The sequence below is a fragment of the Pseudochrobactrum lubricantis genome, assembly GCF_041929865.1.
In the GTDB taxonomy this organism is placed as follows: Bacteria; Pseudomonadota; Alphaproteobacteria; order Rhizobiales; family Rhizobiaceae; genus Pseudochrobactrum; species Pseudochrobactrum saccharolyticum.
This window is the reverse complement of the sequence record NZ_JBHEEE010000005.1, coordinates 19,874-34,179: the sequence shown is the minus strand read 5'-3', so window position 1 is coordinate 34,179 and position 14,306 is coordinate 19,874. Positions and strand designations below refer to the sequence as shown.

The 14,306-nt window shown below is 50.4% G+C and carries 13 protein-coding genes; 10 read left to right on the top strand and 3 right to left on the bottom strand.

The features are described from left to right. The first annotated feature begins 69 nt into the window (after positions 1–69). The 3 genes from JNC80_RS11515 to JNC80_RS11505 are packed head-to-tail and all read left to right on the top strand — an operon-like array spanning position 70 to position 2,475. Positions 70–1,050, top strand: a complete 981-nt coding sequence (locus JNC80_RS11515; protein ID WP_376710415.1) for a branched-chain amino acid ABC transporter permease — start codon at positions 70–72, stop codon at positions 1,048–1,050. Then, complete coding sequence (locus JNC80_RS11510) at positions 1,043–1,792, top strand: ABC transporter ATP-binding protein (protein WP_022709557.1); 750 nt, start codon at positions 1,043–1,045, stop codon at positions 1,790–1,792. Before JNC80_RS11515 ends, JNC80_RS11510 begins: the two co-directional genes overlap by 8 nt. After that, positions 1,792–2,475, top strand: coding sequence for an ABC transporter ATP-binding protein (locus tag JNC80_RS11505; RefSeq protein WP_370637854.1), 684 nt, complete (start codon positions 1,792–1,794; stop codon positions 2,473–2,475). Before JNC80_RS11510 ends, JNC80_RS11505 begins: the two co-directional genes overlap by 1 nt. 94 nt (positions 2,476–2,569) lie before the next feature. On the opposite strand, the gene JNC80_RS11500 is transcribed toward JNC80_RS11505, so the two are convergent. The 3 genes from JNC80_RS11500 to JNC80_RS11490 form a co-directional block, all read right to left on the bottom strand. Beyond that, positions 2,570–3,259, bottom strand: coding sequence for a DUF899 domain-containing protein (locus tag JNC80_RS11500; protein WP_376710414.1), 690 nt, complete (start codon positions 3,257–3,259; stop codon positions 2,570–2,572). Positions 3,260–3,452: 193 nt separating this feature from the next. Continuing rightward, entirely contained in the window at positions 3,453–4,529 is a 1,077-nt protein-coding gene (locus JNC80_RS11495; RefSeq protein WP_376710413.1) for an acyltransferase family protein, read from the bottom strand. Between the two features lie 223 nt (positions 4,530–4,752). Further along, a complete protein-coding gene (locus tag JNC80_RS11490; RefSeq protein WP_376710412.1) occupies positions 4,753–5,730 on the bottom strand; it encodes a 3'-5' exonuclease in 978 nt (325 codons plus the stop codon). Between the two features lie 495 nt (positions 5,731–6,225). Here JNC80_RS11490 and ahpC point away from each other — a divergent pair, with 495 nt between their 5' ends. From ahpC to JNC80_RS11455, 7 genes are all read left to right on the top strand, one after another. Continuing rightward, positions 6,226–6,789 (top strand): alkyl hydroperoxide reductase subunit C, encoded by a 564-nt coding sequence (gene ahpC, locus JNC80_RS11485; protein WP_022709552.1) that lies wholly within the window; start codon positions 6,226–6,228, stop codon positions 6,787–6,789. Between the two features lie 79 nt (positions 6,790–6,868). After that, positions 6,869–8,437: an alkyl hydroperoxide reductase subunit F gene (gene ahpF / locus JNC80_RS11480; RefSeq protein ID WP_376710411.1), complete on the top strand. Its 1,569-nt coding sequence runs from the start codon at positions 6,869–6,871 to the stop codon at positions 8,435–8,437. Positions 8,438–8,450: 13 nt separating this feature from the next. Then, positions 8,451–9,350 (top strand): LysR substrate-binding domain-containing protein, encoded by a 900-nt coding sequence (locus JNC80_RS11475; protein ID WP_376710410.1) that lies wholly within the window; start codon positions 8,451–8,453, stop codon positions 9,348–9,350. 526 nt (positions 9,351–9,876) lie between these two features. Further along, positions 9,877–11,547, top strand: coding sequence for a carbon starvation CstA family protein (locus tag JNC80_RS11470; RefSeq protein ID WP_210215515.1), 1,671 nt, complete (start codon positions 9,877–9,879; stop codon positions 11,545–11,547). A gap of 4 nt (positions 11,548–11,551) precedes the next feature. Next, positions 11,552–11,836 carry a cory-CC-star protein gene (locus tag JNC80_RS11465; RefSeq protein ID WP_022709548.1) on the top strand — a complete coding sequence of 95 codons (285 nt, stop codon included), beginning with the start codon at positions 11,552–11,554 and terminating at the stop codon, positions 11,834–11,836. Beyond that, positions 11,827–12,816 (top strand): ArsA family ATPase, encoded by a 990-nt coding sequence (locus JNC80_RS11460; protein WP_376710409.1) that lies wholly within the window; start codon positions 11,827–11,829, stop codon positions 12,814–12,816. The genes JNC80_RS11465 and JNC80_RS11460 overlap by 10 nt, the downstream gene beginning before the upstream one ends. Before the next feature lie 142 nt (positions 12,817–12,958). Further along, on the top strand, positions 12,959–14,305 hold the full coding sequence (locus JNC80_RS11455) for an ABC transporter substrate-binding protein (RefSeq protein ID WP_376710408.1): 1,347 nt from the start codon (positions 12,959–12,961) through the stop codon (positions 14,303–14,305). Position 14,306 lies beyond the last annotated feature (1 nt).

The following is a 14,306-nucleotide window of genomic DNA, read 5'->3' as shown; positions in this document are numbered from 1 at the left end:
CACAATGTTTTCTTCATGCTGTGATGCAGTTCGGGTGCTGACAGGTAAGACATGTCAGGAGCTGGCACGATGACACGCGAAACAATGATAAGTCTGGTTTTTGCGCTGGCACTGCCGATCATCGCATTGATTGCCAATCAGATGGGCGAGATATTTTATATCTCACTGGTGACACGCATTGCCATTCTGGCACTGACAGCCACAGGGCTTAATCTGGTGCTGGGTCTTGGTGGCATGGTGTCTTTCGGTCATGCCGCATTTTTTGGCATCGGCGGTTATATTACCGGTATTCTGGCCAGCCATGCTGCCGACGGATCGGCGCTGATGAGCTGGCCGGTTGCGATTTCAGGCAGTGACCAGATGCTGATTATCTGGCCTGTTGCTATGCTGGTTGCCGGTCTTGTCGCGCTGCCGATCGGCATTATCAGCCTGCGCACATCGGGCGTGTATTTCATTATGATTACACTGGCTTTCGCGCAGATGATTTATTATTTCGCGATTTCATGGCCGGCCTATGGCGGTGAGGACGGTTTGTCCCTCGCATTGCGTAATAATTTCCCCGGCGTGAATACGCTCAAACCGCTGAGCTTTTTCCTGATCGCTTACGGCGTTTTGATGGTGGCACTGTTTCTGTTTTCACGCATCCGCAATTCCCGTTTCGGCGCGGCATTGGAAGGTGCACGGCAGAATGAATTGCGGCTGGCTTCCGTTGGCATCGGCCCCTTGCGTATCAGACTGGTCGCCTTCGTATTGTCCGCGATGATTACGGCACTTGCCGGTGCTTTATTTGTCGATCTCAATCGTTTTGTCAGTCCGTCCATGCTGTCATGGCATATGTCGGGCGAACTGATCGTGCTGATTATTCTTGGCGGCACGGGGCGTTTGTTTGGTCCACTGATCGGTGCGGTGCTCTATGTGCTGTTTGAATTCGCACTTGGCGGCATGGTTGAACACTGGCAGCTCTTCTTCGGGCTGATACTACTTGGTGTTGTGATGTTTGCGCGTGGCGGCATTATTGGGCTTGTTGCAGGGAAAATCCGTTATGGCTGAGACTGTTCTCGACATTAAAAACCTGCGTAAAAGCTTTGGCGGGTTGAAAGCGACTGATGATGTCAGTCTGGATTTACGCAAAGGAGAAATCCATGCGCTGATCGGGCCAAACGGAGCCGGAAAATCCACTCTGATCGGGCAGATCGCCGGTACGATTAAGCATGACAGTGGCACAATCCGTTTTGACGGGCAGGACATCGGCTCGCTCGGCGTGACACAGCGTGCGCAGCTGGGGCTGGGGCGGACATTTCAGGTGTCCTCGCTGATGCCGGAATTTTCCGCCTTGCGAAATGTCATGCTGGCTTTGCAGGCATGTCAGGGTTCCAGTTTCCGTTTCTGGAAACCGGTGATGCAGGATGCGGCATTAAAAGATGAGGCTGCTGCCATTCTGGATCGTGTTCATCTCGGATCGCGGATGCTGGTGTCCAGCGCCGAACTTTCTCATGGTGAACGCCGCCAACTTGAAATTGCAATTGCATTGGCTCTGCGCTCCAAAGCGCTGTTGCTGGATGAACCGATGGCCGGAATGGGGCCTGAAGGCTCAAAGCAGTTGACGGCATTTCTGGACAAGTTGCGCCATGAAGTACCGGTGCTGCTGGTTGAACATGATATGGATGCGGTTTTTGCTTTGGCCGACCGGATTTCCGTTCTGGTTTATGGCCGTGTAGTCGCGACCGGCACCGTGGCTGAAATCCGCAGCAATGCATTGGTGCGTGAAGCCTATCTTGGGGAGGCGGTTTGATGTTGCTGGAACTCAATCAGGTAGAGACATTTTACGGCGCTTCACAGGCACTTTTCGGCATTGATCTGCATGTGGAAAAAGGTGAGGTCGTCGCGCTTATGGGGCGCAACGGCATGGGTAAAACCACCACTATCCGTTCAGTTTTCGGACTGACACCCCTGCGTCAGGGTAAAGTCAGCTTCATGGGGCGCAATATTTCCGCGATGCAGCCTTATCGTATTGCGCGGCTGGGGCTGGGGCTGGTGCCGGAAGGACGGCGTTGTTTTCCAAATCTGACGGTTACGGAAAATCTGCTGGCTTCTGCCCGCAAAGGGGAATGGACGCTTGAGGCAGTGAATGAGCTGTTTCCCCGACTGAAAGAGCGCAGCCAACAACAGGCGAATACTTTGTCCGGCGGTGAACAGCAGATGCTGGCTGTTGGCCGGGCGCTGATGACCAATCCGGAATTGATCGTGCTGGATGAGGCGACCGAAGGGCTTGCACCGGTGATCCGGCTGGAAATCTGGAAGGCTGTGCGCGAACTGAAACGGCGTGGACAATCCATTCTGGTCGTCGATAAAACGCTGTCGGAATTGCTGCCGGTGGCGGATCGTTGTGTTGTGCTGGAGCGTGGACGCACGGTCTGGCAAGGCACATCCGGTGAAATGACGGCCGATATTCAGGACAGATATCTCGGCGTGTAATTTGTAGTGCATGAACGGGGCTCTCCCCGAACATATTCGTTCAGGGAGAGACAGGTAAAATCTGTCAGCCGGTGAAAATACAGTTTAAAGCAGTTTAGCGATCATATTCATCGTGACGCCGGTTCCAGACATATGGCTCCGTCTGCGGCCATCCGGCGGGTGAATCTTCCCAAAACTCCTGACGACCATAAGGGGTCAGATCCAAATAGGTCCAAAGACTGCCGAGATACTCGACCCCACGTGCGCCGTTAAAATAGGTGCGGTAGATATTCTCGCCATCGCGCAGGAAAACACTGACACCATGTATTTCCTGCATGATGTCCGGCGTGGCCGGATCACTCCGTGTAGCACCCATATCCTGATTAAAATCGCTATGCTGTGAGGAGTACCAGTTCGGATATTGCCAGCCCATACGCTTCTGATAGTTTTGCAATTTTTCCAGCGGGGCGCGTGAGATGAGTACGAGCGATGTATCCCGTGCATTAAGATGTGCGGGATGGGTCATTGCATCCACAACCCATGAGCAGCCGTCGCAACCCGCCCGCCATTCGGGTGCAAACATAAAGTGATAGACAATCAGTTGCCGACGCCCCTCGAAGAGATCTGCCAGACTGACGTCTCCCGACGGTCCGGTAAAGGAATATGGCTTGTCGATTTTAACCATCGGCAGACGTCGGCGTTGTGCATTCAGCTGATCACGGGCGCGGGTAAAGGCTTTTTCCCTGTTGATTTGTTCTTCGAGTGCGGTTTGCCATTCATTCATCGAAACAATTTCAGGCAGCATTGCAATAAGCTCCTATTGTTGATGGTATCGCTTAAAACCATTCTCTGATGCTGCGAGACGGGCTGACGGCTCTGTCTTACAAGCATCTGCATCAGAGATCAGGACGTCTGTTGTAACGGAAATGCGGATGGTTCACCACTTTCTTTACAAAGATGGTGTTGGCGCCGGAGAATCCGGCTCAATATTCCGGCTGTTAAACAGCCTTAATGAGCACGCTGCTCTGTTTTCTGGAGTTCATTAATGTTCTGCAATAGCGCAAGAGTGGCCGCTCTACGAACCAATATAGCAAACATCCGGCAATGATCGTTGCGCTGAAGACCGCGAGGTAAATTAAATAAGGGTTCAACGGGATATATGCAGATATTTTAATCATCACTTTAGCGATCAGGCCGAGAAATGCCAGATGCGTCAGGTAAATCGTGTAGGAAGCATCACCGATGAGGCTGAGAATTTTGAATTTCGCAGTCTGGAACCCGCTTTTCTCGTAGGACACTGCACCCAAAATAAGCAGACCGAAGCTGACAGCATAAATGATCTGGAGATACTGATAGCTGATACCACGGCTTTCCAGAATGTAGACGAGAATAAACAAGGCAAGACCGGTCAGAAAAGCCGGTTTCAGATTGATATTCGTGAAACGATGAAAGACATAAAAAGCTGCCATTCCGATAAGAAAATTAAAATTTAGCGGAGAAAAATAAGTGGTTAAAGCCGATCTTGAGCCTTCTTCGGCATATTGAAACACTATGCCACCGGTCATCAGCCATGCAGCCAAGATAATTATACCGAATGTTCTGTTCAGAATAAGCGTTGCAAAAATCAGGTAAAATGCAAGTTCGTGAATAAGCGTCCATGCAGGTGTGATCGGTAGTTCGAAACTATCGAGACGAATTAAAAATATTGTCGATACCCAGTTGCTGAAATTTTCCGGCACAATGCTTGCGCTGCCAAATCCCAGCGCCACTAAACCGCAGAAAATCGCTGTATACAGCCAATAGACGGGAAAAAGTCGTGTGAAACGTTTCAGCAGATATTCCGGAGCACGCTCCGGCTGATTGATATCTTTGTAATGTGCAAAAACAATAATAAAGCCCGAAAGCACGAAGAAGAAATCTACACCTAAATTTCCGCGATGCGTAAAATTTAAAAAAACCGCATCATTAAGGTAGCGGGAACTACCGAGCAGCAGAGACAGATGGAAAGCAACAACAGCCATCGCAGCCAAACCACGACCTTGCTGCAAAGATTTTAGCTGAAGCTGCGTACTCATAGAGAATCCTCAAAACGGAAAAATTTTTACGTTCTGAGATATCTTTTATAGTAAAAACAGGATTATGAAAAGTTATTCAAAGATCGTATGAAATGTTTATCTCCTGAATTTTATGTGAATACTTGTTCGCCATGTAAATTTAATCAGTTAATTAATATTAGAATATCTTAATTATTCGTTCATTTAGTAAAATCTCGAACTGGAACATCAGGCAAGAGAGCGACTAACGGCTTTTAAAGCGATCCTGTGCTGTCAGCCTGATGGATAGCGGTTCAGCATCTTTCCAGCGATAGATTTCCGTTTGAAGATAGTGCAACTCGTCGGCATAGTTGTCTTCGTCAACTTCAACCCACCACGCTTTGGGGCGACCGTCATTACCGTCTGACCACCGGTAGCCCCGTTTTTTCAGATGATTTTTCATGTCAAAGGGGCTGTTTTCCGCGTAAATTCTGACACGGGCTTTGCGGCTGGATTTGAGCAGCTCAGTGAAAGGAACAGTTGCGTCCGCCCCTGCAGGCCGGATCAATACTTCCAGTAATGCGTGGCAATCATCTGTCGCGCGATGCCCGTTATGAAATAGCCCGCTCTGGCCAACCAGATAGCCCAGTTTGCTGCCTTCAAAACCAAACCCTGACCACTGCACTTCCGCAACGGAACATGCCCATGCTTTGGACGCGAATAATGGGGACAATTTCTCACAGAACGGTCTGTCAAATCCGGCATTATGAGCAATGATGAGATCGGCAGGTTCGATCATTGCTTCCAGCGACCGGAGGTCAAGTGTCTGACCCTGCACCATTGCATCAGTGATACCGGTCAGCCGTGTAATCTCCGCCGGAATTGGAATGGTTGGTTGCTGCATTCCGCTGAAGACGCCAACCACATCACCAAAAGCACCGTCATCATTATAGGTAAAGGCAACTGCACCAACCTCGATAATCTGGTCGGTCACATGGCTCAGTCCGGTTGTTTCCGTATCAATAAGTACAGCAAGCCGCTCAAACGGACTGTCCTTCCGCCTGACTATCGGGCGTGGTGTCAGCTTGCGCAGAATGCGGAACCGTCCTGTTTCTTCCAGTTGTTGCGCTAAAGCCTCTTCATTATCCGGCACAGATTTGCGGGTGTTGGCAACCGACGGCACGTCAACCGGATGGCTGGTTTTCGTGTCAAACATATCAAACTGGACTGATTTTGAATTCATACCGCAAATCTTACTACTGAGACTTTAGAGCATAATTCCTTAAACCTGGATCAGTTTAAGGTAAAATTATGTTCTAATTTTAAAGTGTTAGAGCGTCCTTTGTGTGCCAAGTCTGGCACATGGCGCTCTAGAATGCGCATATTCTAATTAATCTTGGCAATTAAAGTCAAAGTCCATTTGCCAGACAGGGATGCCGGTGTTTTTTTAAAAGAAGCCTGACTGAGACTAGACGTAATACATAGCTCAGTTCACTGCTGTGAGAACTGAGATTTCCACAGAATGCAGTGCGTTGACGATATTGCATAGCTGCTATGCAAAAATGACAGGCATTGGAAAGCCGGCAAAATTTCGACTTAACTTATTGTTTTAATTGCATTTATAGAAATTTTATGTGGCGATAGTTAAAACCTATCAATTTTATATGATTAATTGACTTTATAAATTGCGCCTTAGCCTCTATACGGAGCCCAGACAACATTCTGACAGGAGTGCACAATGGCAACCGTAAACACACAGATCAAACCTTTTATCGCGCAGGCTTACCGTCAGGGTAAATTCATCTCCGTGACTGAAGAAGATGTATTGGGCAAATGGGCCGTATTTTTCTTCTATCCTGCTGACTTTACATTCGTATGCCCGACCGAATTGGGTGACCTTGCAGATCATTATGAAGAGCTGCAGAAAATGGGTGTTGAGGTTTATTCGGTTTCTACCGATACGCATTTCACACACAAAGCCTGGCACGATTCATCCGACACAATCGGCAAGATCAACTACACCATGCTCGGCGATCCGAGCGGTGTTGTAACCAATAATTTCGGCGTTATGCGCGAAGGTCAGGGTCTTGCAGACCGCGCAACTTTTATCGTTGATCCGGACGGTATCATTCAGGCCATGGAAATCACTGCTGAAGGCATTGGCCGTGATGCTTCCGATCTCGTACGCAAGATCAAAGCTGCTCAGTATGTGCGTTCGCATCCGGGTGAAGTTTGCCCTGCAAAATGGCAGGAAGGCGAAGCGACCCTTGCTCCTTCGCTCGACCTCGTCGGCAAAATCTGACGCGCCGTAAATAATAAAACGGGCGGCTGTTTCTGCAGCTGCCCGAATATCTGTGACAGTTTAGCAAGAGGAACACAGTATGCTCGATACGAACTTGAAAACCCAGCTGAAGGGCTATCTGGAACGTCTGGTGCGGCCGGTTGAAATCATCGCCTATGCCGGAGATGATGCTAAATCGCGCGAACTGCTGCAACTTCTTGAACAAATCCGCGAACAGTCGGACAAGATCACGATTAAGCACGGCAATGTGGCCGGTGCGCGTGTGCCGTCCTTCGCACTGACCTCGCCGGGTGAAGATATTCATCTGGTTTTTGCCGGTCTCCCGCTTGGTCATGAATTTACCTCTCTGGTGCTGGCTCTTTTACAGGCCGGTGGTTACCCGCCAAAGGTTGAGCAGGCGCTCATCGACCAAATTCGTGGCATCAAGGGTAATTTCCGTTTTGAAACTTATTACTCGCTTTCCTGCCAGAACTGCCCGGATGTTGTGCAGGCGCTGAATCTGATGGCTGTACTTAATCCTTGTATTGAGCATGTCGCTATCGACGGTGCGCTGTTTCAGGATGAAGTTGCCGAGCGTCAGGTCATGTCCGTGCCGTCCATTTTCCTGAACGGCGAGGCTTTCGGTTCCGGCCGTATGGGCGCTGAAGAAATTCTGGCGAAGATCGACACCGGCGCAGGTGAACGTGCTGCCGAAGCGATTAACGCACAGGCACCTTTTGATGTACTGGTTGTGGGCGGTGGTCCTGCCGGTGCAGCGGCAGCAGTTTATGCCGCGCGCAAAGGCATCCGTACCGGTGTTGTTGCTGACCGTTTTGGTGGTCAGGTGCTGGATACAATGTCGATTGAGAATTTCATTTCGGTTACCCATACAGAAGGGCCAAAACTGGCCCGCGCTCTGGAAGCGCATGTGCGTGATTATGATGCCGAGATCATCAATGGTCAGCAGGCTGTTAAGCTGGAACGGATTTCTGAAGGCTTTAAGGTGACGCTGGCTTCGGGCGCATCCCTTACCAGTACTTCTGTTGTGTTGTCGACCGGTGCACGCTGGCGCAAAATGGGCGTGCCGGGTGAACAGCAATATATCAATAAGGGCGTTGCTTTCTGCCCGCATTGCGATGGACCGTTGTTTAAAGGCAAGCGCATTGCCGTGATTGGCGGCGGTAACTCTGGTGTGGAAGCCGCGATTGATCTGGCTGGTCTGGTCAGCCATGTAACCCTCATCGAGTTCGATAAGGCGCTTCGCGCTGATGAGGTGTTGCAGCGCAAACTGAAAAGCCTGCCGAATGTGACTGTTCTCACCTCGGCCAAAACCACAGAAGTGACCGGCGATGGCAAACGTGTCACTGGCCTGACCTATGAAGACCGGATCAGCGGTGAAACCCGTTCGCTCACACTGGAAGGCATTTTTGTGCAGATCGGCCTTGTGCCGAATACTGAATGGCTGAAGGATACAGTGTCGCTGAATGCCCGCGGTGAAATCATCACGGATCTATATGGTGCAACCTCGGTTCCGGGTGTGTTTGCGGCAGGTGATTGTACAACTGCACCTTATAAGCAGATTGTGATTGCGATGGGAGAAGGAGCACGGGCATCGCTTGCAGCTTTTGACTATCTGATCCGTCTGCCTGCTGAGGAGCAGGCGGCTTAATGCGCGGTCTCGCATGAACCTCCGCGAGCTCGAATATCTGGTTGCGCTGGCTGAACAGCGCAACTTTCATCGTGCGGCTGAAGTCTGCAATGCCAGCCAGCCGACCCTTTCTGCGCAGATCCGTAAGCTTGAAGAAGAGCTGGGCGTCACATTATTTGAGCGCTCATCACGCGGACTTATTCTTACGCAAGCCGGTGAAGCAGCAGTCAGACGCGCACGCATAATTCTTCATGAAGTGACACAATTGCGCGATGAAGCTGCCGGACATTGTGCCGATGGTACACGGCGCTTGCATCTGGGTGTATTCCCGACACTCGGTCCCTATCTTTTGCCGCATATTGTGCCGCAATTTATGCGTCATTTTCCGTCCATGGAAATTTTACTGACGGAAGAAAAAAGCACCGTTTTATTGCAGCGACTGATCGACGGGCAGATTGATGCCGCATTGCTGGCATTGCCGGTTGAAGACCCGCAGGTCACCGGACAAAAACTATTCTGTGAGCCTTTTCATCTGGCCGTACCTTCCGGACATGTTCTGGCGGGACAAGACCGCTTATCGGCGGATGCACTTTCCGGTCAGCGTCTGATGCTGCTCGAAGAGGGGCATTGTCTGCGCGATCAGGCGCTTACATTGTGCCGGCGTTATGGTGCACATGAATATGACGGTTTTCGGGGTACCAGTCTCGAGACTTTACGGCAGATGGTTGTGGCGGGTATGGGGCTTACTTTATTGCCGCAACTGGCTTGCATTGGCGCAAATGCGCAAAATCACATCGCTTTTTTACCGCTTGAGGCCGATGGGTTTCAGAGAAATATTGGTCTTTACTGGCGCAGATCAAGTAATTCCGGTGAGTTGATGGAAAAACTCTCATCCATCATTGCCGAGGTTGTGGCTGAACTTATGCCGCAATAGGGCTGAGATGGGCTGAACATATTGCGCTTCAGCAGAATCATTCCGCGTCAGTGAATATGCGCTTATGTGAAAAACTGAGAACATCGCGCGTGCGTTGAAGTTCTGTGTGTGTCCATAAAGCCGGTTCAGACAAGTCTCGACACAGTGTCATTGCTCGCAAAGCATTAACAATAATAACAATGCGTTACATAAAAATGCGCTGCGCTCGCTCTCACATCTTAATAGCTGCTTGTGCAGATTTGGCTAAGCTCTAATCTTCAATGCATTGAGATGCAGAGAATGGCGCTTGCACATGGAAAATATTTCATTAATAATTTGACATTCGCAATCTGTATATCTTGTTGCCGTATCGCATCATGAAATTTATCTATGACAGAAAACGCATACATTTTGCTGAGTATTTTTATAATAAACGACAATATACTTTATTAGACTTTAGTTTGACTGCAACTTGGAGTGCAACAGAAAAACAGCATCATAATTCAATATAAATCGGCTTGCTATGGGAGGAAATGGTTTGAGCGCGATGATACTTATACTTGTCGGCCTTGCCGCATTTGCAGGGGGCTATTTCGTTTATTCGAAATACATTGCTGAACGCATCTATGCACTTGATCCGGAATATAAAACACCCGCTCATGCCATGAAAGATGGCGTAGATTATGTGCCAACCAACAAGTTTGTGCTGTGGGGGCACCATTTTACTTCTGTTGCCGGCGCGGCACCTATCGTTGGTCCTGCCATTGCAGTGATCTGGGGTTGGGCACCGGCCTTTATCTGGGTTGTGCTCGGTACTGTTTTCTTTGCAGGTGTTCATGATTTCGGTGCGCTATGGGCAAGTGTCCGCAACCGCGGCCGTTCAATCGGTGCACTCACGGAGAATGTTCTTGGCACCCGTGCCCGCTCCATTTTCATGACCGTTATTTTCCTGCTGCTGTTGATGGTCAACGCCGTTTTCGCAGTGGTCATTGCAGGCCTGCTGATTAATTTCCCGACATCGGTGATCCCGATCTGGGGCGCAATTGCTGTGGCAATCGTTATCGGGCAGCTGATTTATCGTCATGGCGTCGGGCTGCTGTGGCCGTCCGTGATTGGCGTGATCGTGCTTTATGCGCTGATCTTTGTTGGACAGGCTTATCCGATTACTTTGCCGGAATCCTTTCTTGGCATGAGCCCGATGGTGCAGTGGATTCTCTATCTCTTCATCTATGCAGGCATTGCATCGCAATTGCCGGTCTGGGTTCTTCTCCAGCCGCGCGATTATATTAACGGGCTTCAGCTCTTTGTCGGGTTGTTGCTGCTCTATGGTGCAACTCTGATTGCGCAGCCGCAGATCGTGGTACCGGCATTCAATCCGGATGTTCCGGCTGGAACACCGAGCATTGTGCCACTGTTGTTCGTGACCATCGCCTGCGGTGCCATTTCCGGTTTCCATGGGCTTGTCTCGTCGGGCACATCGTCCAAACAGCTCGACAAGGAAACTGATGCCCGTTTCGTCGGTTATTTCGGCGCTGTCGGTGAGGGCATGCTTGCGCTCGCTGCGATTATCGCCTGTACGGCTGGTTTTGCATCTTATGAAGCCTGGCAGGGCGTATATACGCAGTTCTCTGCCGGTGGCGTTAAAGCCTTTGTTGAAGGTGGTGCAAATATCTTGTCAGCAGGTACAGGGCTTGGTGTCGGTATTGCTGCAACCATTCTGACTGTTATGGCCGCATTGTTCGCCGGAACAACGATGGATACAGGTCTGCGTCTGCAGCGCTATGTTATTCAGGAAGTCGGCGAAATCACCAATATCAAGCCATTGCAGGGTGGCACAGTCGCGACTCTGGTCGCGCTTGCAAGCTGTCTTGCTCTTGCCTTCGGTGCCGGTACAGGCGGCAGCGGCGGTATGCTGATCTGGCCGTTGTTCGGTACAACAAACCAGTTGCTCGCCGGACTGACACTTGCGATTGTTGCAGTGATGTTGCTGCGTATGAAGCGTCCGGTTCTGCCGGTTCTGATCCCGCTGGCCTTTGTGCTGGTCATGGCGATCCTTGCGCTTTTCATACAGCTCGGAACATTCTTTGCGAACAAACAGTGGCTGCTGTTCGGACTGGGACTGGTTGTGCTTGGTGCAGCGCTCTTTGTTGCACTGGAGGCAATCCGGACAATGCGCAGGGAATATAGCGCACAAGCGGCTGCCGGACTGGCGGATTGACCTGATGTCCAGACGGCTGAATAAAGAAAAACTGGCGGCGCTGTTCAGCGCCGTCTCTCAAGGTCTGGGGGAGTTCTATGCTGCGCCCTACAGGCGCACTTTTGCAAAAGCCAGGCGTGAGGAGGACGATCTTTTCATGATGCTTGTTTTTTCGGAAAGTCTGGGTATTCCCAATCCCGCTACCTATTACACTCTGGAACTGATGCCCGAGCTCTATGACCGTTTTCACGACTGGCACGTCCGAATGGGTATGGAACACTCACCGCTTGATGGTTTCCGATGCTGCTGAATATTTTGAAAGATCGCAGGGTTCTGTTTTTTGGTGGCAAGGGCGGGGTCGGTAAGACGACGCTGGCCAGTGCAACAGCTGCAGGTCTTGCTCAGCAAGGGCGCCGCATATTGGTGGTTTCGACTGATCCTGCGCATAATCTGGGTCATTTGTGGGAACGTGAGATTGGTGCCAAGCCGGTTTCGCTGATGGCCGGTCTGGATGGTATTGAACTTGATCCAGGCAGTACTGTCGATGAGCATCTTAAAACAGTCGAAAATTCACTGCGGAAGCTGATGCCGGAAAGGTTGCATAAGGAAGTCAAACGGCATCTGGAGCAGGCGCGTGAAGCACCGGGCATGGTTGAGGCGGCATTGCTGGAGCGGATTGCCGTGACTTTGGAAACAGGGCTTGATCACTATGACACAGTTATTTTTGACACCGCGCCAACCGGACATACGACCAGACTTCTCGAATTGCCGGAGCTGATGGCGGCATGGACGGACGGCTTGCTCAAGAACCGCGAACGCTCGGGCAATTTCACCCGTGCGCTTGGCCAGTTTAAAGCCGTTGATGCCGATAATGATGTTGCCAGTAACCTTTTTGAGGATGAACCAACCCGCGATCATGAAATGCGGGCGGTTTTGATGCGACGGCAGGATCGTTTTCGTAAGTTGCGTGAAATCCTGACAGATAGTGAAACAACGGCCTTCATGATTGTTCTGACCGCTGAGCGGTTGCCGGTTCTCGAAACAATAGAGCTTTGTCAGCGTTTGCATGATTTGCAGGTATCTGTCGGCGGTCTTATTGTGAACCGTCGTTCACCGCGGGGCGAAAGCGCATTGCTCGATCAGCGTGCAAAGAATGAAGATGAGCATCTGGCGAAATTAATCAATGCGCTGCAGCCCAAAGTGCCGGAGATTAAGCAAATTCCGCTGTCTGCCAATGAGATCATCGGCGGTCAGGAGCTGGTGCATTTTTCCGCCGCCTATCTCGGCTGATTTTTAAAAATGACAGGATATGCTCAAACTCACATTTCAGGGCAGGAGGCAGGCCAGCCCTATACATGACTTATCCTTGATGCCATGATAGTAACTTCTTCGACTGCGCCTGGGGAGGAGCGTTTCGTATGAACGGGAAGACATGGTCAAAATAAGCACCGTTAACATTCTCAATATGTTGGTGTTTTTCGCCTTTTCTATGGTGCTGTCTGTTGTTCCTGTGCGTTCTTCAGAGCAGGGCGAATTATCGATTATCACGTCATATCCGCCATCGTTTTTTGAGCCGTTTCGCCTCGCATTTGAAAAGCAATATCCTGAGATTCGCGTGTCTATCGCCCAAAGAAACACGGCGAGTGCGAACCGTTTCATCATGGAGAAACCGGATATCACGCCGGATATTTTCTGGGCGTCCGCCGCAGATGCTTTTGAATTGTTAAAGCGCAAAAATGCGTTGCGTCCGATCCGCAGCAGGCCGACCGGAGCGCCGCAATATGTTCTTGGCTATCCGGTCAATGATCCTGAAGGATATTATCTAGGATTCGCTCTGTCGGGCTACGGCATTGTGTACAGCCCGTCCTATCTGCTGCAACATAATCTGCCGGTTCCGCGTAATTGGAATGATTTGTTAAAGCCGGTCTATTCGGGTCATATCGGCATTACTTCGCCTTCGCGCTCCGGCACCACGCATCTGATTGTGGAAGTCTTTCTGCAAACCTATGGCTGGGACAAAGGCTGGGCGATGCTCTCCAAACTTGGCGGCAACTTGTCAACAGTAACAGCACGCAGTTTTGGTGTTGCATCCGGTGTGGCGCAGAAGCGTTTCGGCATCGGCATTACGATTGATTTTCTGGCGCAGCCTCTCGACGATGCCCATACGGATAATGTTTTCATAATGCCGCCCGATGCGATCTATACGCCAGCCAATATTGCTATTTTGCGGGGTGCTAAAAACATCACCAATGCTGAGCGTTTTGTGGATTTTCTGCTTTCGGAACAAGGGCAGAAAATCTTGCGCTATCCCGGCATTAACCGCATTCCTGTGCTAAGCAAGCTGAATAAAGACCTGTTACCGGCACCGGACAGGCGCGGCCTTATGAATATGGCAGAGTTTGACCCGCATTTGTCTGCCGAGAGATATGGTTTGGTCAATCTCATCTTTGATAATTTCATTATTCGCCGCAGAGCAACACTTGGCCGGCTTTGGCGGAAAGTGAATGAGCTGGAAGCGGCTAAATTTGAAAATACAGAAACTCTGAGCACTCTGGCGCGCGCACGGCAGTTACTCAGCACACCGCCCTTGTCGGCACATGAAGCCAATATTTTGAGTGAAGATCTGAAAACAGAATGGCCGCGAAGTGTGGCACGCACAGCGGAGCAGGAGCTATTCTCCGGTGAAATCCGCCGCATCGTTGAACACAATCTGGCAATGATTGAGACCCTGCTTTCATCAGTGTCTCCTGTCACCAATGACAAGAGATGGTACCGGTAAT

Coding starts and splice junctions, on each gene's coding strand:
- JNC80_RS11475 (WP_376710410.1), top strand. CDS start 8,451: ATGAACCTCCGCGAGCTCGAATATCTGGTTGCGCTGGCTGAACAGCGC.
- JNC80_RS11495 (WP_376710413.1), bottom strand. CDS start 4,529: ATGAGTACGCAGCTTCAGCTAAAATCTTTGCAGCAAGGTCGTGGTTTG.
- JNC80_RS11500 (WP_376710414.1), bottom strand. CDS start 3,259: ATGCTGCCTGAAATTGTTTCGATGAATGAATGGCAAACCGCACTCGAA.
- JNC80_RS11490 (WP_376710412.1), bottom strand. CDS start 5,730: ATGAATTCAAAATCAGTCCAGTTTGATATGTTTGACACGAAAACCAGC.
- JNC80_RS11470 (WP_210215515.1), top strand. CDS start 9,877: ATGATACTTATACTTGTCGGCCTTGCCGCATTTGCAGGGGGCTATTTC.
- JNC80_RS11465 (WP_022709548.1), top strand. CDS start 11,552: ATGTCCAGACGGCTGAATAAAGAAAAACTGGCGGCGCTGTTCAGCGCC.
- JNC80_RS11510 (WP_022709557.1), top strand. CDS start 1,043: ATGGCTGAGACTGTTCTCGACATTAAAAACCTGCGTAAAAGCTTTGGC.
- JNC80_RS11515 (WP_376710415.1), top strand. CDS start 70: ATGACACGCGAAACAATGATAAGTCTGGTTTTTGCGCTGGCACTGCCG.
- JNC80_RS11505 (WP_370637854.1), top strand. CDS start 1,792: ATGTTGCTGGAACTCAATCAGGTAGAGACATTTTACGGCGCTTCACAG.
- ahpC (WP_022709552.1), top strand. CDS start 6,226: ATGGCAACCGTAAACACACAGATCAAACCTTTTATCGCGCAGGCTTAC.
- JNC80_RS11455 (WP_376710408.1), top strand. CDS start 12,959: ATGGTCAAAATAAGCACCGTTAACATTCTCAATATGTTGGTGTTTTTC.
- JNC80_RS11460 (WP_376710409.1), top strand. CDS start 11,827: ATGCTGCTGAATATTTTGAAAGATCGCAGGGTTCTGTTTTTTGGTGGC.
- ahpF (WP_376710411.1), top strand. CDS start 6,869: ATGCTCGATACGAACTTGAAAACCCAGCTGAAGGGCTATCTGGAACGT.